This is a genomic window from Serinibacter salmoneus (genome assembly GCF_002563925.1).
In the GTDB taxonomy this organism is placed as follows: Bacteria; Actinomycetota; Actinomycetes; order Actinomycetales; family Beutenbergiaceae; genus Serinibacter; species Serinibacter salmoneus.
Window position 1 is genome coordinate 143,896 of sequence record NZ_PDJD01000001.1, and the last position, 21,245, is coordinate 165,140.

Below are 21,245 nucleotides of genomic sequence, written 5' to 3' on the forward strand. Positions count from 1 at the left end.
CCCGGTGGCGGACCCTGCCACTCAGCGGCACACTCGGCGCCATGCTCACCACGATCGAGAACCTCCCCGCCGGAACCATCGGTTTCCGCGCGAGCGGCGTCATCAGCGCCGAGGACTACCGCGACGTGCTGGAACCCGCGATGGAGGCCGCGCACGCCTCACAGGAGAAGGTCAACGTCGTCTACGTCATCGGACAGGACGTGGAGCGCTTCAGCCTCGGGGCCATGGCGCAGGACGCGAAGGTCGGCGCCACCACCCCCGCCAAGGAGTTCGGCCGCATCGCCGTGGTCACGGACACCCACTGGATCTCCGGGGCGGTGCACTTCTTCCTGCACTTCTACCGTTGCGAGGTGCAGGTGTTCGCGGAGTCCGCCGAGGCCGAGGCCATCGCCTGGGCCGCCGCCGGCTGAGGAGCCCTCTTCCCTCTACCCCGCGAGTCCGTTGCGTGTGCGTCGAGGGCGTGGTCGTGGGCCACGTCCTCGGCGCAGGAGCCACGGCTTCGCGGGTCGTGTGCCCGCGCGGGTCCTCAGGGTGGCACGATCGGGTCGACTACGTGCCGTCCGCGTCGTTCGCCGCCTTGAGGTCCTTCAGCGGGGGACCGGGGTGGAGCACGCCGTTGACGATGGAGCGGATCGCGAACTCGGTGGCCTCGGCCAGCCCCACCTCCTCGGGGTGCAGGAGCCACTGCAACTGCAGTCCGTCCATGACCCCCAAGATGCTCGCGGATGCGGCCGCGATCACTGACCGGTCCGTCACGCCCTCCTGTCGGCAGATCACCTCGAAGGCCTCGCCGACCTCCGCGCGCAGGCTCTGGTATCGGCGCTGGAAGTAGTCGCGGGCCGGGTGGTCCTCGGTCACGGCCTCACTGGAGAGCACCGTATAGACCTGGACGATGCCCGGCCGGGACTCGTTCAGCAGGGCGGTGCGCACCAGGTGCAGGAAGAGATCCGCGCCTCCGGGCATGTGCTGCGCCTCGAAGTCCTGCACGTCGGTGTGGTCGCGGTAACTGATCACCTCCAGGAGCAACTTCTGCTTCGAGCCGAAGTGATGCAGCACCCCGGCGTGGGTGATGCCGACCTGTTCGGCGATGTCGTTCAGGGTGCCGTTGGCGTACCCCTTGTTCCCGAAGGTCTCCACGGCAGCCCGCAGGATCTGCTCCCGCTTCGCCGCCGTGGCCGGCCGCACCCGCGCCGTGGTCGAGGCCTCATCAGCCATGTGGTCCTCCTGTGCCGTGTGGGTGGCGCCCGCTCCGAAGGCGGAGAGCGTCTCATGCCTCAGCCTGCCACTTGCCAAGTTTACTGACTGTCGAGTAACCTCCGGAGCACTTACTTGCCAGAAAGTAAGTGAGAGGTCACGGGGTCGTGGCCCCCTCACCGACGAGGTGCAAACGTGCTCGAGGAGAAGCGATGAAGCTCAGAAGGTCCCTACTGGTCACCGGTGCAGCCATGCTCGTCAGTTCGCTCGCGCTGGCGGGTTGCTCGACGAGCGATGACAGCGCGCAGGAGAACTCAGGCCAGTCCGGGGGTGCGTCCGCGACGGGGACGGCCCTGACGATTGCGAAGCCGGACGGTTCCATCGCCACGGAGTCGAACAACCCCTGGATCGGCGACTCCTCGGCGGTCAAGCTCGGCTACAAGAACGTGATCTTCGAGCCCTTGGCCATGGTGAACCTGGTGGGGGAGAACGAGACCACGCCGTGGCTCGCCGAGTCCATCGCCTGGAACGACGACTACACCGAACTGCGGGTCACGCCCCGCGCCGGCGTGACGTGGAACGACGGCACCGACTTCACCGCCGAGGACATCGTCTTCAGTTTCGAGCTCATCCAGAACACCCCCGCGCTGGACACCGGCAACCTCCAGTTGACCAGTGTGGAGCAGGAGGGGGAGGAGGTGGTGCTCACCTTCGCCGAGTCCAAGTTCGTCAAGCAGTCCCAGGTGCTGCACATGCCGATGGTGCCCAAGCACATCTGGGAGAACGTGGCCGACCCGACCACGGAGACCAACCCGGACCCGGTCGGCACCGGCCCCTACACGCTGGAGAACTTCTCGAGCCAGAGCGTCGAGCTCACCGCGCGGTCCGACTACTGGGGCGGTGACCTGGCGGTCCCGACCCTGTATTACGTCTCCTACAACGACAACACCGCGCTGACCACGGCTCTGGCCAACGGCGACGCGGACTGGGCCCAGGCGTTCATCCCGAACGTGCAGGAGGCCTTCGTCGACAAGGACCCCGAGCACAACGTGTTCTGGGCGGCCAACGTGATGGCGCCCGACGTGCTGTTCCTCAACGTGCAGGAGAAGCCGTTCGACGACGTCGCGTTCCGGCAGGCCGTGAACATGGTGATCGATCGCGAGCAGCACACCACCATCGCCCGGGAGAACGCGGGCCCGGAGCTCACCTCGGTCACCGGACTGCCCACCCCGGTCGGTGAGCAGTACATCGCCCCGGAGTTCCAGGGCGAGGAGTTCGCCATCGACGTGGACGGCGCGCGGGAGATCCTGGCAGACGCCGGGTACACCTGGGAGGGCGAGAGCCTGATCGACCCGGACGGTGAGCCGGTCTCCTTCGAACTGAGCGTGCCTCAGGGGTGGAACGACTACGTCACCGGGATCAGCCTGATCGCCGACCAGGTCGGGCAGACCCTGGGCGCCGAGGTGCTGGTGGACACCCCCGACGCCGACACGTGGTGGGAGAACAAGCGCAGCGGCGACTTCGACGCGATCATGCACTGGACGGACGCGGGCTCCACGCCGTACGACCTCTACTCCGACACGATGGACGGCCGCTGGCTGCTCGCCGGGGACCTGGTCGACTACAACTTCGGGCGGTTCGAGAACGAGGAGGCGACGGCGCTGCTGGACACCTACGCGACCACGTCCAGTGACGAGGAGCGCACCGAGGCCCTGAACCGGATCCAGCAGATCTTCGTGGAGGAGGTGCCGGTGATCCCGGTCGGCACGCACCCGTTCCTGGGCGAGTACAACACCCGCAGCTACGTCGGGTGGCCCAACGAGGAGGACCCGTATGCGACCGCCGACCCCGTGCAGGTGACGGCCGCGATGATCATGACCCGACTCGAGCCGGCCAACTAGGCCCCATCCGCTGCCACGGCGGGGTGGGGGTCCGAGTGCCATCGGACCCCCACCCCCGGGGCCGAGACGAGAGCGACAGCGCATGCCTGAGACATTGATGTCCATCAAGGACTTCTCGGTCCTCTACGACGTGGAGACACCCGTGGAGGCCGTCAAGCACGTGAGCCTGGAGTTGAAGCGCGGGGAGATCCTCGGGCTCGCCGGCGAGAGCGGCTGCGGCAAGACCACCCTGGCCTACGGGGTCCAGCGTCTGCTCAAGCCCCCGGCGGTGATCACGAGCGGCTCCGTGCACTTCCACGACGCCGGGGGCGAGGTGATCGACGTCAACGCCCTGGATGCCGAGGCGATGCGGGTGTTCCGCTGGGACAAGATCTCGATGGTCTTCCAGGGGGCGATGAACGCCCTGAACCCGGTGGCCACGATCGGCGCCCAGCTGGATGACGTGTTCCGCATCCATCGTCCCGGGATGACCAAGGCGCAGCGCCGCGCGGAGTGCGCGGATCTGCTGGAGATCGTGGCGGTGGGCAAGGACCGGTTGCGGTCCTACCCCCACGAGCTCTCCGGCGGGATGCGTCAGCGGGTGATGATCGCGATGGCCCTCGCGTTGCGGCCCCAACTCATGGTGATGGACGAGCCCACCACCGCGCTCGACGTGCTCGTGCAACGCGAGATCCTGCGCCAGATCTCCGAACTGCGCCACGAGTTCGGGTTCTCCGTCGTGTTCATCACCCACGATCTGCCCCTGCTCCTGGAGATCAGCGACCGGATCGCGGTGATGCGTTCCGGCGAGATCGTGGAGCTCTCCGGCGCGCGGGAGCTGTGGGAGCACCCGCGCCACGACTACACCAGGACCCTCCTGGCGTCCTTCCCCCGCCTGACCGGCGAGAAGGGGGTGCTCCAGCGATGACCACGCTCGAGTTCCGCAATGTCAGCAAGATCTACCACGTGCGCGGCGCCTCGGCGCTGCGGGCCCTGGACGACGTGAGCTTCACGCTGCAGGACCGCCAGACCATCGCCCTGGTGGGGCAGTCCGGCAGCGGCAAGTCCACGATCGCGAAGATCCTCACCCAGCTCGAGCGACCCACCAGCGGGGAGATCCTGCTGGACGGCACGCCGATCCCGCGCCGCGGGCGGGCCCTGCGCGGGTATCGCCAGACCCTGCGGATGGTGTTCCAGGACCCCTTCGCCTCGCTCAACCCGTATCACTCGATCCGCCACCACATCGAGCGCCCGCTGCGCCTGGACCGGGTCGTGCCCAAGGACCAGGTCGATGCCGAGGTGCGCCGACTGCTGGAGCGGGTCCGGCTCGATGTGGACGCGACGATCGACCGGCGCCCCCACGAACTCTCCGGTGGTCAGCGCCAGCGTGTCGCGATCGCGCGGGCGCTCGCCTCCCGGCCCAAGCTCCTCGTGGCGGACGAGCCGGTCTCCATGCTGGACGTCTCGATCCGGCTCGGCGTGCTGAACCTGCTCGCCGACCTGCAGCGCGAGGAGGGTCTAGGAGTCCTCTACATCACGCACGACCTCGCCACCGCGCGGCACTTCAGCGACGAGATCATGGTGCTCAACCACGGCAAGGTCGTGGAACACGGGAGCGCCGACGACGTGATCCTGCGACCGCAGGACCCCTACACCCAGGAACTGCGGGCTGCCTCGCCCGACCCCGAGGCGCACTTCGCCGTCGGTTCCGCCACCACCGGCGGAGGTGCCGCATGAGAATCCCCGTTCGCTTCATCGCTGGTCGCGCCCTCTTCTACGCCTTCACGGCGTGGGCGGCCATCACCATCAACTTCTTCCTGCCGCGGATGTTGAAGGGCGACCCCGTCTCCGCCTACATGCAGAAGCAGGCGGGACAGATCACCCCGGAGGCGGAGAACGCCCTGCGGATCCTCTTCGGCCTCGACGAGGACAAGTCCCTGTGGCAGCAGTACGTGGAGTACTGGCGCCTGCTGCTCAGCGGCGATCTCGGCCTGTCCTTCTCCCACGGCCTGGCACCCGTGGGCGAGGTGATCTCCTCGGCGCTGCCCTGGACGGTGGGCCTGGTCGGCATCGCCACCATCATCTCCTTCGTCCTGGGCACCTCCCTGGGCGCCGTCATCGGATGGCGCCGCGGCAGCAAGCTCGACGCGCTGATCCCCGTCACCACCTTCTTCGGGACCGTGCCCTACTTCTGGCTCGGTCTGATCGCGATCGCGCTGTTCTCCTCCACGCTGCACTGGTTCCCCGCCTCGCACGCCTACGACAAGGGCAGCGTGCCGGAGTTCAGCCTCGACTTCATCGGGCAGGTCATCCACCACGGCGCGCTGCCGGCCATCACGATCGTCGTCGCCTCCCTCGGCGGCTGGATCCTCGGCATGCGCAACATGATGCTGACCGTCCTGGACGAGGACTACATCACCGTGGCGCAGGCCAAGGGCATGCCGAACAAGCGGGTGCTGCGGCACTACGCCGCGCGCAACGCGGTGCTGCCCCAGATCCAGAGCTTCGCGCTCTCGCTCGGCTTCATCGTGGGCGGGACGATCGTGATGGAGATGGTCTTCTCCTACCCCGGCGTCGGCAAGCTCCTGCTGGACGCCACCACGGCCAAGGACTACCCGCTCATGCAGGGTCTGTTCCTCATCATCACCATGGCCGTCCTCGTTGCCAACATCCTGGCCGACGTCGCCTACGCCGTCCTGGATCCCCGTACCCGGCAGGCGGAGGCCTGAGAGATGTCCATTTCCCAGTCGATACCCCAGCCCCCTGTCGAGGACACCGACGCGGCCACCGAGGCCGCCACCCAGCTCGCGCCGCGCCCCGGCCCGTCGCGGCGGACCTTCTGGTCGCAACTCGGCTCGGCCTTCGCGATGTTCCGCAACCCCAAGTCGCTCACCGGCCTGGCGATCCTCGGCGTCTTCGTGCTCATCGCCGTCTTCGGGAACATCATCGCTCCCTACGGTCCGCTCGAGAAGGACTACACGGCGCTGCGGCAGGGGCCCTCCTCGGCCCACTGGCTCGGCACCACGCACATGGGCGAGGACGTCTTCAGCCAGATCGTGTACGGCACCCGGGGGGTGCTCGTGGTCGGCTTCACCGCCGGCATCATCGCGACCTTCGTGGCCGTGGTCATCGGTGTGGTCGCCGGCTACACCCGCGGCTGGCGCAGCGAGTCGCTCTCGGCCGTGACGAACGTGTTCCTCGTGATCCCGGGTCTGCCGCTCATCATCATCGTCGCCTCCCAGTACCAGAACCCCCCGTTGATCGTCATCGCCGCGGTCCTCGCCTTCACGGGCTGGGCGTGGGGCGCCCGTGTGCTGCGAGCCCAGACGATGTCGCTGCGCAACCGTGACTTCATCCAGGCGGCGCGCGCCAACGGCGAACCGCTGCGGCGCATCATCTTCGTGGAGATGCTGCCGAACCTCATGGCGATCATCGCCTCGAGCTTCGTGGGCACGGTGACGGCCGCGGTGCTGGGCCTGACCACGCTGGCGTTCATCGGCGTCATCCCGATCTCGAACCTGAACTGGGGCACCATCCTGTTCTGGGCGCAGCAGAACGGCGCCTTTCCCACCTACTGGTGGTGGTGGCTCCCCGCGGGTCTGTGCATCGCGATCCTCGGGGTCGCGCTCTCGCTGATCAACTTCGGCATCGACGAGTACGTGAACCCCCGACTTCGCTCGGCCGGTGAGCAATCCCGCGCCCTGCGCAAGCGCGGGATCGACGCGAACAGCAGCGTCACCACCGTGCGCATCGCCGCACCCCCTGACCAGCCCACGACCACACGAACGGAGGGCGACTCATGACCGATGTCCACAGCCCCGACACCCGCAGCGCCGCCTACCGCAACACCGACCTGTCCGTCGCCGAGCGCGTGGAGGACCTGCTCGCGCGGATGACACTGCCCGAGAAGGTCGGCCAGATGCTGCAACTGGACGCCCGCGACGACCTGACCCACCACGTGCACGAACGCCACGTCGGATCCCTCCTGCACGCCTCGCAGGAGCGACTGCTGCAGGCACACCGCCTCACGCAGGAGACCCGGCTGCAGATCCCGCTCCTGGTGGGTGAGGACTGCATCCACGGCCACTCGTTCTGGCCCGGTGCCACCATCTACCCCACGCAGCTGGGGATGGCCGGCACCTGGAACGCGGACCTGGTGGAGCAGGTGGCCCGGGCCACCGCCGTGGAGGTCGCCGCGACCGGGGTGCACTGGACCTTCTCCCCGGTGCTGTGCATCGCGCGTGACCTGCGCTGGGGCCGGGTGAACGAGACCTTCGGGGAGGACCCGTACCTGATCGGGGAGTTGGCCTCGGCGATGGTGCGCGGCTACCAGGGTGAGGGACTGGAGGACCCGACGGCGATCCTGGCCACCGCGAAGCACTTCGCCGGGTACTCCGAGACCCAGGGCGGACGGGATGCCTCCGAGGCCGACATCTCCCGGCGCAAGCTGAGGTCGTGGTTCCTGCCGCCGTTCGAGCGGGTCGCCCGGGAGGGCTGCCGGACCTTCATGCTCGGCTACCAGAGCATGGACGGGGTGCCGATCACGATCAACGACTGGCTCCTGTCGGAGGTGCTGCGCGGGGAGTGGAACTACACCGGCACCCTCATCACCGACTGGGACAACGTGGGCCGCATGGTCTGGGAGCAGCAGGTGCAGCCCGACTACGCCCACGCCGCGGCGGCCGCGGTCCGCGCGGGCAACGACCTCGTGATGACCACCCCGGGCTTCTTCGAGGGCGCCCTGGAAGCGGTGGAGCGCGGCTTGCTCCGGCCCGATGAGGTGGACCCGGCGGTGCGGCGCATCCTCACCCTGAAGTTCGAGCTCGGGCTCTTCGAGAACCCCCGGCTTCCCCGCGAGGACGTCGCCGCGGTGGTGGGGACCGCGCAGCACACGGAACTGAACCTGCGGGTGGCGCGCGAGAGCCTCGTGCTGCTGGAGAACGACGGCACCCTGCCCCTGACCCCGCGGCCGGGCCTGCGGATCGCGGTGGCGGGGCCGCTGGCCGATGACGCACAGACCCAGCTCGGGGACTGGGCCGGCGGCAGCGGGCAGGCCGGATGGCTGGACGGTCAGCCGCGCGAGATGATCACCACGGTGCTGGACGGGCTGCGGGCGATCGCGCCGGCCGATGCGGACGTGACCTACTCGCCGGGGGCGGAGATCCTCTCCCTCGCTGCGGACCCGGAGGGCACCCACTTCCCGGATGGTCAGCCTCGACCCCCGATCGTGGTCCCGGCCGAGCCCGACCCTCAACTGATCGACGAGGCGGTCGCCTCCGCGCGCGAGGCCGATGTGGTCGTCGCGGTGGTCGGGGACCGCATCGAGACGGTCGGCGAGGGCCGCTCGACCGCGACGCTGGAACTCCTGGGCGGTCAGGTTGCCATGCTCGAGGCCCTGGTGGAGACCGGGACGCCGGTGGTCGTGGTGCTGGTGGCCTCCAAGCCGCCCGTGTTGCCGCGCTGCCTGGAGCAGGCCGCGGCCCTGATCTGGGCGGCGAACCCGGGGATGCAGGGTGGCCGCGCCGTGGCGGAACTGGTGTTCGGTGCCATCGAGCCCGCGGGGCGACTCCCGCTCTCCTTCGCCCGGCACGCCGGACAGCAGCCCACCTACTACAACCAGATCCGTGGCCAACACGGTAACCGCTACGCGGACCTCACCCAGGCGCCGGCGTACGCCTTCGGGCAGGGCATCGGGTACACGACTGTGCGCTACAGCGATCTCACGCTGGAGCGGGAGCAGGTCGGCCTCGAGGACACCCTGGTGGCGGAGATCACGGTCCACAACGACGGCGATCGTCCCGCCCACGAGGTGGTGCAGGCCTACGTCTGCGACCTCGTGACCTCCGTGAGTTGGACGGACCGGGAACTCAAGGCGTTCCGGCGTGTGGTCGTGGAGCCGCACTCCGCCGCCCGGGTGCGCATCGAGGTGCCGGTGCGCGAGTGCACGATCGTGGATGCCCAGGGGCGGCGCGTGGTGGAACCGGGCGCATTCGAACTGCTGGTCGGGCGCTCCTCGCGCACCCAGGACCTGCAGCGCGCGGGGTTCACCGTGGGCACCGAAGCACTGCCCGCCTGAGAAGCCACTGGGCCATCCCGGCCGCAGATCGTTGCGGCCGGGATGTGCCGCGCGCGGCGTGGGGCCTGCTCTTGTGGGGTCTCGTCCTACGGCGCGTAGTCGTACATCGTCACCCAGTCCACCTCCACGCGGCCGCTGGTCCCCGGGTCCGGCGCAGAGCCGTACAGTTCCGTCTCCACCTGCAGCACGAGGTGGAACGCGGTGTCCGGCACGCCGTCCGTGAAGGTGCCCACCTCCTCGCCGTCGAGCAGGAAGGTGAGGGCATCGGGCGCCCACTCGATCGTGGCGGTGTGCCAGCCGGTGCCGGCGAGCGGCACGTCGGTGGTGAAACGCTCGGCGGCCCCCGGGGCGCCCGCGCCTGAGCCTGGTCGGAACCGGTTGGCGTAGATCGTCTCCTCCCCGGTCAGCTCGTTGACCTCGGGGAAGTCGATCTCTCCTTCGCCCCAGTCGTCGCTGTCCGGCCACAGGATCCCGACGACCTTGTACCCCGGTGCCACGTCCGCGCGCAGTCGGAAGCTGTAGCGCCCGTACTGCTCGCCCCACCCGGTGCCGGGATGGCGCACGGCCACACCCGCGACCCGCGGCACGCCGTCGCGCGTCCCGATGTCCCACGTCAGCCGGCCGTCCTGCACCGACAGCACTGACTCGGCGTCGTAGCGGCCCTTCCCCGAGGTGTCGGGCCCGTCGTAGGCGAGGAGCTGGTCGGTGTACCGCGAGGTGAGGAAGGAGCCGCGCGCCACGGACTCGGTGAAGTCCTGGGCGTAGATCTGCTCCCAGTCCCCGACGTCGCCTATCGGCATGGCGGTGATGCTCAGCGCATCGGGGTCTGGGTCGGGGCCCGGGTCTGGGTCTGGGTCTGGGTCTGGGTCTGGGTCTGGGGTCGGTTCTTGTGACGGGCTGGGGGTGGGTGACGGCGTCACGACGGGTGGCGGCGTCGGTCGTGCGGGCAGCGGCGCGGGTGAGGGCGGCGCGGGTGAGAGCGTCGGGGTGCTGGGCGTCGGGGTGCTGGGCGCGGCATCCTCACGCGGTGCCCCGGCGCGGGAGACGGGCGATGGATCATCGGCGGGCTCGCCGGTCTCCGCGCCGTCACTGCTCGCCGTGGGTTGCGCATGCGCGGTGGGTTGCGCGTGTGCGGTGGGCGAGGGGAGAAGGCTGGCCTCGATCGCCCCCGGGGTGGTGGAGCGTGGCTCCGGGTCCGGTGCGGCAGGCTCGTGGGACGGCGAGAGGGGGCGTGGGGCCTGCGCGGTCAGGTGGTCCTGGAGTGCGCGCTCCGCGGCCGCGGCGCTCAGGCCTGCTCGGCTCTCGCTGCTCACTGCCCCGTCGAGGGCGGAGGCGAGCACGAGGGCAGCGGTCGCGGAGATCGTCACGATGCCCACCCCCGCGGCTACCCGAGTGGGGCGGCGCACACGCACGTGGGGTGACGGTGCCACGGCAAGGTCCCCCTACGGCGTCGAACGGTCCGATCCGATGCGAAACTACCAGCGCGCCGCTCCCGGTGGGGGGACCGATGTGCGGGCGGCGGCGTCCGATCACACCCGCGCCGAAACCGTGCCCGCCGCGCCGAGACCGTGCTATTCCGCCACGGACTCGCCGCGGCGTGCACGGTCTCGGCGCTAGTGGGAGGGCTCAGAGTGGGAGGGCTCAGAGAGCGACGGGCGCCACGCCCATCTCCCCGAGCAGTCCCTCGATGCGGGTGCGGATCTCGTCGCGGATCGGGCGGACGGAGTCGATGCCCTGACCGGCCGGGTCGTCGAGCTTCCAGTCCAGGTAGCGCTTGCCGGGGAAGTAGGGGCAGGCGTCCCCGCAGCCCATGGTGATGACCACGTCGGAGGCCTGCACGGCCTCGGTGGTCAGCACCTTCGGCTTCTCCTCACGGATGTCGATGCCGACCTCCAGCATCGCCTCCACGGCCACCGGGTTGATCTGCTCGGCGGGCATGGACCCGGCCGAGCGGACCTCCACAGCGCCGCCGGACAGCGCCCGCAGGAACCCCGCGGCCATCTGGGAGCGGCCCGCGTTGTGGACGCAGACGAACAGGGCGCTGGGCTTGCCGGTCTCGGCGGTCTCGGCGGGAGTGATGCTCTCGGTCATGAGGTGTTCTCCAAGGGTCTCGGGTGCGGCGGTCTCGGGTGTGGCGGTGTCGGGAACGTCGATCGGGTGCGGGTGGTCGGGCCGCTACTGCGTGGTGGGGAGCGCGAGGTCCGGGGTGAGATCTTCGAGCAGGGCGCGGACCCGGTTGTCGAGGTCCTCGGCGATGGCGGCCACGCCGGCCTCGGAGGCCAGGGCCGGGTCGCCGACCTGCCAGTCCTCGTACCGCACGCCCGGGACGATGGGGCACACGTCGCCGCAGCCCATCGTGATGACGACGTCGGCGGCGCGCACGGCGTCGTCGGTCAGTGGCTTGGGGAAGGCCTCCGGCGCGGTGCCGAGGTCGTCGAGCACCGCCTGCACCCCGGGGTGGACCTGTGCCGCGGGCGTGGAGCCCGCGGAGCGGACCACCACGGCATCGCCGGCGTAGCTGCGCGCGATCGCCGCGGCGAGTTGGGAGCGGCCCGCGTTCTGCACGCACACGAACAACACCTGTGGCCTGGAGCCGGTGCGGTCGCGGGTGAGGTCCTCCAGCCGCTGCCGGGCAAACTGCGCGGTCGCCGCGAACAGGCCATCCCCGATACCGGCGGAGCGAGCCAGTCCCGCGAAGGACTCCCGGCAGGTGGCGAGCACGAGCTCGTCCGGCAACGCCGGGAACTCGCGTGCGAGGTCCTTGGCCAGGGTCGCGAGCTCCTCGTCCGCCTCGGGCACCTCGTGCGGGTGCTCCGGGCCGCACCTCGAGGTCACCACGGTGGGCGCGAAGGAACTGAGCAGGTGGGTGACGGCGTCGCGATACGTCGGGGCGAGGGAGTACCAGACCCAGGTGCCACGCCGCTGCGTGGCCAGGAGTCCCGCCTCCCGCATCACCTTCAGGTGGTGGGAGACGGTCGGCTGGGACAACTCCGTGAGCTCGGCCAGGTCGCAGACGCACGCCTCCGCGCTGGGCGAGGCGCTGATGTGGGACAGCATCCGCAGCCGCAGCGGATCGGCCATCGCCTTCAACACCGGCGCCAACACAGCCGCCGTCTCCTCGCCCAAGGCGAACCCGGTGGCCGGGGAGGCTACGCCGTCGGACGCGATCGGGACGTCGATGGTGGTCATGCTCACCTCCTCAGGCAGGGCTCAGCGGGCCTCGGGGATCACGGCGCGGGGCGCCGTCGGGTCGCCCGCGAACCAGCGCCGACCGGCCCACAGGGCGACGTACACGAGACCCACCAGGACCGGCACCTCGATGAGGGGGCCGACGACGCCCGCCAGGGCCTGGCCGGAGGCCGCACCGAAGGTGCCGATCGCCACCGCGATGGCGAGCTCGAAGTTGTTGCCCGCTGCGGTGAACGCGAGCGTGGTGGAGCGGGCATACCCCATGCCCAGGGCCTTCCCGGTGACCATCCCGATGGCCCACATGACCGCGAAGTAGACCAGCAGGGGCAGCGCGATGCGGGCCACGTCCAGCGGGTTGGAGGTGACGGCCTCGCCCTGCAGGGCGAACAACAGCACGATGGTGAACAGCAGGCCGTACAGCGCCCAGGGCCCGACGGTCGGGATGAACTTCTCCTCGTACCAGTCGCGACCCTTGGTCCGCTCGCCGATGATGCGGGAGAGGAACCCGGCCACCAGCGGGATGCCGAGGAAGACCAGCACGTTCAGGGCGATCTCGCCCATCGACACGTCCAGGCCCTGGGAGTCCAGGCCCAGCCAGCCGGGCAGCACCGTGAGGTAGAAGTAGCCGAGCAGGGAGAACGCGAGCACCTGGAACACGGAGTTGATCGCGACCAGCACGGCCGCGGCCTCCCGGTCGCCGCACGCCAGATCGTTCCAGATCACCACCATCGCGATGCAGCGGGCCAGGCCCACGATGATCAGGCCGGTGCGGTACTCCGGCAGGTCCGCCAGGAAGATCCACGCCAGGGTGAACATCAGGGCGGGGCCGACGAGCCAGTTCAGCATCAGCGAACTGATCAGGAGGCGCTTGTCGCCGGTCACGGAGGCCACCCGGTCGTAGCGCACCTTGGCCAGGACGGGGTACATCATCACCAGCAGGCCCAGCGCGATCGGGATGGAGATCCCGCCCACCTCCATGCTGGCCAGGAGGTCCGACACTCCGGGAATGAACCGGCCGAGCAGCAGGCCGCCGATCATTGCCAGGCCGATCCAGGCCGGCAGCCAGCGGTCCAGGGTGGACAGCCGCGCGGTGGTCGCAGCCGTTCCGGGATCGCTCGCGGTGCTGGGCGTGGAGATGCCGACGGGCTGGGGGGTGTTCATGCAGAGGCTCCCGTGGTGGCGTTGAGGGCGGCTTGGGTGTTGGCGGGTGAGGCGGGGGCGGCCTGCAGGGTGGCGAGGTAGCGTTCGGCGTCCAGGGCGGCGGAGCAGCCGGTGCCGGCGGCGGTGATGGCTTGGCGGTAGGTGTGGTCCACGACGTCGCCGGCGGCGAAGACGCCGGGCAGGTTGGTCTGGGTGGTGGGGTGGGCCACGGTGATGTAGCCCTCCTCGTCCAGGTCGACCTGGCCGTGCAGGAGTTCGGTGCGCGGTAGGTGCCCGATGGCTTCGAACAGGCCGGTGACCGCGAGGTGGCGGGTGGCGCCGGTGGTGGTGTCGCGCAGGGTGAGGCCGGTGAGTTTCTCGGTGCCGTGGATGGCGATGATCTCGCTGTTCCAGGCCATCTCGATCTTGGGGTCGGCCAGGGCGCGTTCGGTCATGATCTGGGAGGCGCGCAGTTCGTCGCGGCGGTGGATGAGGGTGACCTTGGAGGCGAAGCGGGTCAGGAAGGTGGCCTCCTCCACGGCGGAGTCGCCTCCGCCGACCACGGCGATCTCCTGGTCGCGGAAGAAGAACCCGTCGCAGGTGGCGCACCAGGAGACCCCACGCCCGGAGAGGGTCTTCTCCTCGGGTAGGCCCAGTTCGCGGTAGGCCGAGCCGGTGGTCAGGATGACCGCGCGGGCTTTGATGGTGCCGGACTCACTGGTGGTGAGGGTCTTGATATCGCTGGTGAGGTCGAGGGACTCCACGTCCTCGAAGCGGATGTCGGCGCCGAACTTCTCGGCCTGGGCGGCCATGTTCTCCATCAGGTCCGGGCCCTGGATGCCCTCGGGGAACCCGGGGAAGTTCTCCACCTCGGTGGTGTTCATCAACGCGCCACCCGCGCTCACACTCCCGGCGAACACGATCGGCGCCAACCGCGCCCGCGCCGCGTACACCGCCGCGGTATACCCCGCCGGACCCGACCCCACAATCACCACATCATGAACCACATCAGGGTCCTGGTTGCGCTGGGTGGCGGCCACGGTGGCCGAGTCCACCGGAGCGGCATCGTCGGTCGGTGTGGAGACGGCACCCAGGGCCGAGGCCCCGGCGAACGGGTTGAATGGGGTGGACATCTGGCTCCTTGTGCGATCCGGTGAGTATCGATCCGCGTCTATATTGACAGTCATCGATCGGGTGCGCAAGCGCTGTATTGATGTTCATCGAATCGTGCCTGGACGGTCACCAGGAGGGTGCCGAACGAGGACCCGATCGGATGGCGGGTGCTGGGTCAGTCAGCCCACGTTGATGTTCTCTTTCGCGCGGATCAGGTCCAGGGCGATCACCGACCCCAGGAGGGCGCGCCGCTCCCGGTGGCTCAGATCGGGGCTCATGCTGACCACGTAGCGGCTGCGGCCCAGGAAGGCCCGGCTGATCCCGGCCCACTGCCGGGAGATGGTGGCGAGGGTCCCCCGCGGCCCGGTGAGGGTGAAGTCCATCCCACGCAGGCTGCCCGTGAGGTCGAGCGCGGAACCGTCCAGGGTGACAGTGCACGAGGTGCGGAAGAACGCCAGGCGCTTGACCACCTCGGCCAGCGCGATGCCCTCGCCGTCGCGGATCTCCATCCGGTCGCGCCACCAGTTCATGGTGTCGTGCAGGTGCAGCACCCACCCGGTCTCGTCCACCACCGTGAAGTCGCGGCTGCCCGCGAACATCCGTCCGAGCGCAGAGCCCTCGGTGTGGATGTGACCCACCTGCCGGCCGGACATGTCCGAGACGGCGAAGTTGTTGCTCATGAAGCCCGTCACCTGGTCGACGACGAGGACGTCGTGATCGAGGATCCCCATGCCCCGATCCTGGCACGACCTCGCTACGGACGGAGGATTCCGTGTCGTCGGCCCACGCGACCAGGATTCGCCCAGGTCAGAGGCGGTCGGTACTCGCGCTCTCACGCCGAGATGGGCGGATTCTCCGTCCCCAGCGAGGTCGCGGGCGTACGCTCCGTGCCATGAGCATCGATGGGGACGTCATGGGCGATGCGCACGCCACCGAGCAGTGCCTGCTGCGCGAACTGGCGACCGGCGCCGCGGTCTCCGGTGGAATCGGCGCCGTGACCTGGCTGATCGGCGCTCGTCGCTCCCGGCCGGGTGCCGTCGGGTTCGGGAGGCAGACCGTCGCGTGGGCGGCAGTGAACGCCACAATCGCCGGGGTGGGCGCATGGCGCGCCCGCCGCGCGGCTGTGGCCGACGGGGCCGACGGGGCCGACCGGGCCGATGGGGCCGACGAGAAGGGACGGGCGCGTTCGATGCGCCGCACCCTGCTGATCAACGCGGGACTCGACGTCGGCTACCTCGCCACCGGCATCTGGCTCACCCGAAGCGCGCATCCGCGCCTGTCCGATGCCCACGGGGACGGCGTCGCCGTGATCGCGCAGGGCCTGTACCTGCTGCAGCTCGACGCCCGATACGCCTGGCGGTTCGCTCTGATCGCGCAGGAACCCGACTAGGTCCCGCGCTTGGCTGGGGAACGCCGCCGCAGCGCCGTCATCGCGGCCACCACGAGCGCCGCGACACCCGCGCCGATCAGCGCCCCGGCCACCACGTCGGTGAACCAGTGCACGCTGAGCACGAGGCGGCTCGCGGCCATCGCGAGCACCCAGGCCACCCCGATCGTCGCGACCCACCACCGCCGCCACGCCAGCCACGCGAGCATCGCCAGCGTGGCGGCGTTCGCGGTGTGCCCCGAGGGGAAGGAGCCCGCGTCGCTGGTCACGAGCATGTCCAGCGGGCGGTCCCGGTCGAACAGCCACTTCAGCGCCTGCACCACCAGGGCGCTGGCGGCACTGGCCAGAAGGAAGGTGGCCGCTGCCCACCATCGGCGCCGAGCCGCCAGCGCGAGTGTCACCGCCAGCGGCACCACCGCGACGCCGACGATCCCGCCGCCCACCACGTTCAGGGCGCGCGCCGGGGGAGTTGCCCACCCCGCCGCGTCGCGCACGCCCGAGGCGAGTTGCGCGGCGGCGACGTCGATCGGGGGGGCCCCTGCGCCGTCGACCATCTCGATCAGGAACCCGAGCCCGACGCCGAGCAGCACCGCGAGGGTGCCGATCCAGGTGAGGCTGCGCTGCGACATGGTCCCCGAGTCTCCCACGTAGGCTCATCCGCGTGATTGCTGTTGTCGCCGCCATGCCGGAGGAGCTCGCCGCCCTCGTCGAGACCGCCCAGTCCGAGGGGGAGGTGCACGAGGAGCGGGTGATCGGACGCTCGTTCTGGACCGGGACCCTCGGCGGCGCACCCGTGGTGCTGGCGCGATCCGGGGTCGGGAAGGTGGCGGCCGCGATGACCGCGACGCTGCTGTGCGAGCGCGCGGACGCCATGGTCATGGTCGGCACCGCCGGCGGGCTGGGGGAGAGCGTGCACCCTGGGGACGTGGTGGTGGCCGACCGGTTGCTGCAGCACGACGTCGATGCCCGCCCGCTCCTGCCGCGCTGGCAGGTGGACGGCGTGGTGGACATCGAGCCGGATGCACGGCTGACCGCGGCCCTGGCGGACTCCGCGGACGACGTCGTGGCGCGCCACCGCACCGACCTCGCCGACCTGGGGATCGCCGAGCCGCGCCGACACACCGGGCTCATCGTGAGCGGTGATGTGTTCGTCGGCTCCGCGCTCGCCTCCCAGGAGCTGCGCGACGCGCTGCCGCACGCGCTCGCCGTGGAGATGGAGGGCGCGGCGCTGGCGCAGGTGTGCCGCAGTGCGTCGGTGCCGTTCGCGGTGGCGCGCACCGTCTCCGACCGGGCCGACGACGCCGCCTCCGTGGAGTACACGCGGTTCGTGGGGGACGTCGCGGCCCCCTACGCCCGCGCCGTGGTGCTGGGGATGCTCGCCCGCCTGACCTGAGACTCCCACGGGCGGGGGCCTCACACCTGCGCGAGCAGCGAGGCCTCCTCGACGGCCGTCAGCCCCGAGCGGCGCTCCCGGTCCAGCCCGCGGGCGCGCTCATCGGCCAGCACGCGCTCGATGGTCTCCGCCAGCGGCCGGGTCCGCCCGCCCGCGGCGCGGAAGGCCGCATCGCTGCGGCGCATCATCGCGCTGAACTCCTCCGGCAGCCACAGCGGCAGCGAGCGCGGACCCGCCCAGTAGTTCACCGAGCGGGCCAGCAGCCACGCGTCCTCGACCTCCACGTACTCCGGGTTCGCCCCGGCGGCGGCGGCCGCCAGCTCGAGCACGTGGCCGTAGGTCGTCTCCGGCCCGACGGCGTTGATCGCCCCGGTCAGCCCGCCCGCCCCCGCGGAGGTGATCCAGGCGGCGAGGTCGGCCACGTCGATCGCCTGGGCCGCGCGCCCCGCGATCGTGGGGGTCAGGACCCGGCGTGCGCCGTCGCGCCCGGCGGCCCGGGCCATCCGCGCGGGCCAGTACCCGAAGCGGTCGCCGCGGTCCCCGGGGCCCACGATCAGCCCCGGCCGCGCGATCAGGAGACGGTCGCCGAGGCCCTCCTGGCACGCCCGCTCGGCGGCCACCTTGGCGTGGGAGTAGTCGCTGTGGTCGCTGGGTTCCACCAGGTCCGCGCTCTCGTCCGCGCCGGCCTGGGCGTTCGCGGCGTACACCGAGACCGTGGAGACATAAGTCCAGTGCCGGGCCCGCGGCCCGAGGGCCGTCACCGCGGCCGAGACATGGGCGGGCGTGGAGGAGACGTCGACCACCTCGTCCCACTCCCCGGCCAGGGCCTCGGCGACCGCCTGCTCGCGGAAGGCGTCCGGCGCATCCCGGTCCACCCGCACGTGCCGGGCCCCGGACGGCGCGGGCGCGGACCCGCGGGAGGCGCACGTCACCGCGGCGCCCGCCGCCAGCGCCGCGCGCGCGATCTCACCGCCGAGCCACCCGGTCCCGCCGAGCACCAGCACCCGCGGGGTCGTCGTCGTCATGCGGCTCAGTCAAGCGCACCGCGGGGAGCGCCGTCGAGGGTCTGCGCCCTACCCGAGCCACTCCTCGAAGGTGATGGTGCCGGTGCGCGCCTTGTTGTTCCCGCACAGCACGCCCGAGCGCATCGCGTGGCCGTAGCCGCCGGGCATCGGCACCCCGATCACCCGCTGACCGGTGCCGCGCCGGGCGGCGACCTTCTTCGCCATCTCCACCAGCAGCTCCCGGCGCGGTCCGCGCAGGTCCTGCACCCGCCCGGAGGGGCCGGCCTCGACCAGGTCGACCAGCGCCGTCGCCACTTCACTCACCGCCACCGGCTGCAGGTGCCCGAACGGCACCATGGAGACCCTTCCCGCCTTCGCGAAACCGAGGGACTGCTCGGCGAACTCGTGGAACTGGGTAGCGCGCAGCAGGGACCACGGCACCGGCCCGGAGGCGATCGCCGACTCCTGCGCATGCTTACCGGCGTAGTACCCGGCGGCCACCTCGTCGATCCCGACGATGGAGAGCGCCACGTGATGTCCGACGCCGTGGCGGGCCTCCGCGGCCAGCAGTCCGGTGGTGACGGCGGTGAAGAAGGCGTGAGACTTCGCCGCCGAGGTGGTGGTCGTGTTGGCGAGGTCGACGACGGCGTCCGCCCCCGGGAGCAGGGCGTCCAGTCCCGCTCCACTCACCAGGTCCACGCCGGCGGCCCGGGTGAGTTCGACGACCTGGTGTCCGCGTTCTCGGGCCTGTGCCACGACGGCTGCCCCTGCCGTACCCGTTGCTCCTGCCACGGCGATCCGCATGATGTCCTCCCCGTTGAGTGCCCTTCCACCATGGCACCCTCGGTCGACTCGCGCCAGGGGCGGCGGCGACGCACAGTGGAGGAGAGGCCGGGGAGAACCTGGTGTGCAAGATCGGCTCGGATGACCACATGTACCGGGCAGCGGGCCCGCACACCCAGCGGACGCCCGTCACCGTCGAGACGAAGGATTCGCCATGAGCGACTCACGCACGATTCCGGGCACGGCTGCCCGGCGCACGATCCTGGCCACCGCCGGTGCGGCGGCGCTGCTGCTGGCCGCCTGCACCAGTCCCTCCGGTGACACGGCGGACTCCGGCGCGGATGACGACGGCGAGGACACCTCGGTCTCCAGCGACGACACCGGCGACGCGAACGATACCGACGGTGACTCGCAGATGATCCGCCCGGACGACCTGGACATCGCAGGCGCCTGGGTGCTCACCGACAACCCCGACATCACCCTCGAGATCGCACCGGACGGTGCGACCACCGGGTTCACCGGGTGCAACACCCTCGGGGCGGTCATCACCCGCGACCCCACCTCCCCCGACGGGCAGCTCGTGGTCGGGGACCTGTCCTACACCGAGATCGGCTGCGAGAGCGACGTCATGGCCGCGGAGGCGGAGTTCCTCGCCGCGCTGGACGCGGTGATCGCCGGGCAGACCGATGCCGATGGACTGACCCTGACCACCCTCGACGGCGTGGACCTCACCTTCACCCAGGGCTGAGGAGAGGGGCCTCGCGGCGCGCCTGGATCTGCTGCACCGCCCAGGTGTTCCCGTCCGGGTCGGCAAAGCCGAAGAAGGTGCCGCCGTCCCGGTCGTCGAAGGCCTGGACGTCACTGACCTCGACTCCCCGGGAGCGCAGCTCCGCATGGGCGGCCCGGGCATCGGGCACGACCAGGTGCAGGCCCTTGAGGGACCCGGGCGCCATCTCGTTGTGGCTGGGCAGCGTGCCCATGACGATCGAGCACCCCGAGCCGCGGGGCGTCAACTGGGCGACATCCATGTGGTCGTCCGTGGTGCGGTGGTCCAGCGTGAAGCCGGCCTGGTCCCGGTAGAACGCGATCGAGACATCCAGGTTCGTCACCGGCACGATCACGACCTCGAGCGACCAGCGCAGCGACCCGTCCCCGAGCACCTCCAGCAGCCGCCCGGCGAACTCCTCCGGCTTGCCCGCCATGCCGGCGCTCGGCCCGGCGAAACCGCCGTGGTCGCCGGGGAAGCGGATCGCGGGCAGGTGCAGGATCTCGGCCAGCGCCTCCGCGCTGCGGTGCGCGGGCTCGTGGTCGGATTCGGCGCCCACGGCGATGACCAGGCGGGTCGAACCACCCAGGAGGGCCACGTCGTCGGGCACGTAGCGGGTGTTCGGCCGCAGGTTCACCTCGAGCAGCGGGTCGCCCCGGGTGCCGTCGTCGCTCGCGGGAAGGCCGAAGTCGGCGGGGTCGGCCGTGCCGATACCGCCGCGGCCGATCTCGCCCTTGTGGCTGACGAACGCGATGAACTGGGCCATCCCGGCACCGAACCCGCGCTCCTGGTAGGCGCGCCCGATCTCCTCCACCGCGGCGTGCGCGGCCTTGGCATCCGGCAGCAGCGAGAGCACAGGCGGCTCGTGTGCCACAAGGGTGTGCACCAGCCCGGGGTGCTCCACCACCAGGGCGAGGGCGTTCACGGCGCCGCCGCTGGAGGCGAACATGTCCACCTGGCCGAGGTCCAGGGCCCGGATGATCGCCGCGAGATCGGCGGCGTGCCGTGAGGGCGTGATCTCCCCGGTCTCCTCGCGCGGGGAGCGGCCGGTGCCGCGCGGGTCGTAGGTGATGACCATGCGGTCGGTGATATGGCCGACGAGGTCGGTGAACCCGTCGGCGCCCATGGGGGAGCCGATCACCATCAGCGGGCGGTGCGGGCCCGCGGGGCCGCCGTGCACGTCCACGGTGAGGGCGGCGCCCTCGTGGTCGAGGGTCTCGGTGCGCAGGGCGCGCTCGATGGTCATGGCGACTCCTTTGGCTGATGGCGTGTGGCGTCGGGTGCCGGTCACCGGGTGGTGTCGGCGGTCACCTGGTGTGA

At 70.7% G+C, this 21,245-nt stretch carries 21 protein-coding genes; 10 read left to right on the forward strand and 11 right to left on the reverse strand.

The window, feature by feature from the left end:
* Positions 1–41: 41 nt before the first annotated feature.
* A complete protein-coding gene (locus tag ATL40_RS00475) occupies positions 42–410 on the forward strand; it encodes a SpoIIAA family protein (RefSeq protein ID WP_098467815.1) in 369 nt (122 codons plus the stop codon).
* 139 nt (positions 411–549) lie between these two features.
* Here ATL40_RS00475 and ATL40_RS00480 read toward each other — a convergent pair whose 3' ends face one another.
* Positions 550–1,215, reverse strand: coding sequence for a TetR/AcrR family transcriptional regulator (locus ATL40_RS00480; protein WP_098467816.1), 666 nt, complete (start codon positions 1,213–1,215; stop codon positions 550–552).
* Positions 1,216–1,406: 191 nt separating this feature from the next.
* Between ATL40_RS00480 and ATL40_RS00485 the strand changes: the two genes are divergently transcribed.
* The 6 genes from ATL40_RS00485 to ATL40_RS00510 all read left to right on the forward strand — a co-directional run bounded on the left by ATL40_RS00485 (position 1,407) and on the right by ATL40_RS00510 (position 9,150).
* Positions 1,407–3,095, forward strand: coding sequence for an ABC transporter substrate-binding protein (locus ATL40_RS00485; protein ID WP_098467817.1), 1,689 nt, complete (start codon positions 1,407–1,409; stop codon positions 3,093–3,095).
* Positions 3,096–3,177: 82 nt separating this feature from the next.
* A complete protein-coding gene (locus ATL40_RS00490) occupies positions 3,178–4,002 on the forward strand; it encodes an ABC transporter ATP-binding protein (protein WP_098467818.1) in 825 nt (274 codons plus the stop codon).
* On the forward strand, positions 3,999–4,811 hold the full coding sequence (locus tag ATL40_RS00495; RefSeq protein WP_098467819.1) for an ABC transporter ATP-binding protein: 813 nt from the start codon (positions 3,999–4,001) through the stop codon (positions 4,809–4,811). The genes ATL40_RS00490 and ATL40_RS00495 overlap by 4 nt, the downstream gene beginning before the upstream one ends.
* Positions 4,808–5,803 (forward strand): ABC transporter permease, encoded by a 996-nt coding sequence (locus ATL40_RS00500; protein WP_098467820.1) that lies wholly within the window; start codon positions 4,808–4,810, stop codon positions 5,801–5,803. Before ATL40_RS00495 ends, ATL40_RS00500 begins: the two co-directional genes overlap by 4 nt.
* A 3-nt stretch (positions 5,804–5,806) precedes the next feature.
* Positions 5,807–6,877 (forward strand): ABC transporter permease, encoded by a 1,071-nt coding sequence (locus ATL40_RS00505; RefSeq protein WP_098467821.1) that lies wholly within the window; start codon positions 5,807–5,809, stop codon positions 6,875–6,877.
* Positions 6,874–9,150 carry an exo-beta-d-1,3/1,6-glucosidase gene (locus tag ATL40_RS00510; protein WP_098467822.1) on the forward strand — a complete coding sequence of 759 codons (2,277 nt, stop codon included), beginning with the start codon at positions 6,874–6,876 and terminating at the stop codon, positions 9,148–9,150. The genes ATL40_RS00505 and ATL40_RS00510 overlap by 4 nt, the downstream gene beginning before the upstream one ends.
* Positions 9,151–9,236: 86 nt before the next feature.
* Here the strand turns inward: ATL40_RS00510 and ATL40_RS14615 are convergent, their stop codons facing one another.
* From ATL40_RS14615 to ATL40_RS00540, 6 genes are all read right to left on the reverse strand, one after another.
* Positions 9,237–9,950 carry a glycoside hydrolase family 16 protein gene (locus tag ATL40_RS14615; protein ID WP_143556822.1) on the reverse strand — a complete coding sequence of 238 codons (714 nt, stop codon included), beginning with the start codon at positions 9,948–9,950 and terminating at the stop codon, positions 9,237–9,239.
* 841 nt (positions 9,951–10,791) lie between these two features.
* Entirely contained in the window at positions 10,792–11,241 is a 450-nt protein-coding gene (locus ATL40_RS00520; protein ID WP_098467824.1) for an arsenate reductase ArsC, read from the reverse strand.
* Positions 11,242–11,325: 84 nt separating this feature from the next.
* Positions 11,326–12,339, reverse strand: coding sequence for a metalloregulator ArsR/SmtB family transcription factor (locus tag ATL40_RS00525; RefSeq protein ID WP_098467825.1), 1,014 nt, complete (start codon positions 12,337–12,339; stop codon positions 11,326–11,328).
* A gap of 21 nt (positions 12,340–12,360) precedes the next feature.
* Complete coding sequence (gene arsB / locus ATL40_RS00530; RefSeq protein WP_098467826.1) at positions 12,361–13,500, reverse strand: ACR3 family arsenite efflux transporter; 1,140 nt, start codon at positions 13,498–13,500, stop codon at positions 12,361–12,363.
* Positions 13,497–14,612 carry a thioredoxin-disulfide reductase gene (gene trxB, locus ATL40_RS00535; RefSeq protein ID WP_098467827.1) on the reverse strand — a complete coding sequence of 372 codons (1,116 nt, stop codon included), beginning with the start codon at positions 14,610–14,612 and terminating at the stop codon, positions 13,497–13,499. Before trxB ends, arsB begins: the two co-directional genes overlap by 4 nt.
* A 159-nt stretch (positions 14,613–14,771) precedes the next feature.
* A complete protein-coding gene (locus tag ATL40_RS00540; protein WP_098467828.1) occupies positions 14,772–15,323 on the reverse strand; it encodes an LURP-one-related/scramblase family protein in 552 nt (183 codons plus the stop codon).
* A gap of 161 nt (positions 15,324–15,484) precedes the next feature.
* Here ATL40_RS00540 and ATL40_RS00545 point away from each other — a divergent pair, with 161 nt between their 5' ends.
* A complete protein-coding gene (locus tag ATL40_RS00545) occupies positions 15,485–15,982 on the forward strand; it encodes a DUF6992 family protein (protein WP_098467829.1) in 498 nt (165 codons plus the stop codon).
* Here the strand turns inward: ATL40_RS00545 and ATL40_RS00550 are convergent.
* Positions 15,979–16,608, reverse strand: a complete 630-nt coding sequence (locus ATL40_RS00550) for a phosphatase PAP2 family protein (RefSeq protein ID WP_098467830.1) — start codon at positions 16,606–16,608, stop codon at positions 15,979–15,981. The genes ATL40_RS00545 and ATL40_RS00550 overlap by 4 nt on opposite strands.
* Before the next feature lie 32 nt (positions 16,609–16,640).
* On the opposite strand from ATL40_RS00550, the gene ATL40_RS00555 reads away from it, so the two are divergent.
* Positions 16,641–17,372 carry a 5'-methylthioadenosine/adenosylhomocysteine nucleosidase gene (locus ATL40_RS00555; protein WP_211283038.1) on the forward strand — a complete coding sequence of 244 codons (732 nt, stop codon included), beginning with the start codon at positions 16,641–16,643 and terminating at the stop codon, positions 17,370–17,372.
* 20 nt (positions 17,373–17,392) lie between these two features.
* On the opposite strand, the gene ATL40_RS00560 is transcribed toward ATL40_RS00555, so the two are convergent.
* Together ATL40_RS00560 and ATL40_RS00565 are read right to left on the reverse strand one after the other, a co-directional pair.
* Complete coding sequence (locus ATL40_RS00560) at positions 17,393–18,397, reverse strand: NAD-dependent epimerase/dehydratase family protein (protein WP_098467832.1); 1,005 nt, start codon at positions 18,395–18,397, stop codon at positions 17,393–17,395.
* Positions 18,398–18,445: 48 nt separating this feature from the next.
* Positions 18,446–19,180, reverse strand: coding sequence for an SDR family oxidoreductase (locus ATL40_RS00565; RefSeq protein ID WP_098467833.1), 735 nt, complete (start codon positions 19,178–19,180; stop codon positions 18,446–18,448).
* Positions 19,181–19,373: 193 nt separating this feature from the next.
* Between ATL40_RS00565 and ATL40_RS00570 the strand changes: the two genes are divergently transcribed.
* On the forward strand, positions 19,374–19,907 hold the full coding sequence (locus ATL40_RS00570) for an META domain-containing protein (RefSeq protein ID WP_098467834.1): 534 nt from the start codon (positions 19,374–19,376) through the stop codon (positions 19,905–19,907).
* On the opposite strand, the gene ATL40_RS00575 is transcribed toward ATL40_RS00570, so the two are convergent.
* Positions 19,894–21,171, reverse strand: a complete 1,278-nt coding sequence (locus ATL40_RS00575) for an alpha/beta fold hydrolase (RefSeq protein WP_098467835.1) — start codon at positions 21,169–21,171, stop codon at positions 19,894–19,896. The genes ATL40_RS00570 and ATL40_RS00575 overlap by 14 nt on opposite strands.
* Positions 21,172–21,245 lie beyond the last annotated feature (74 nt).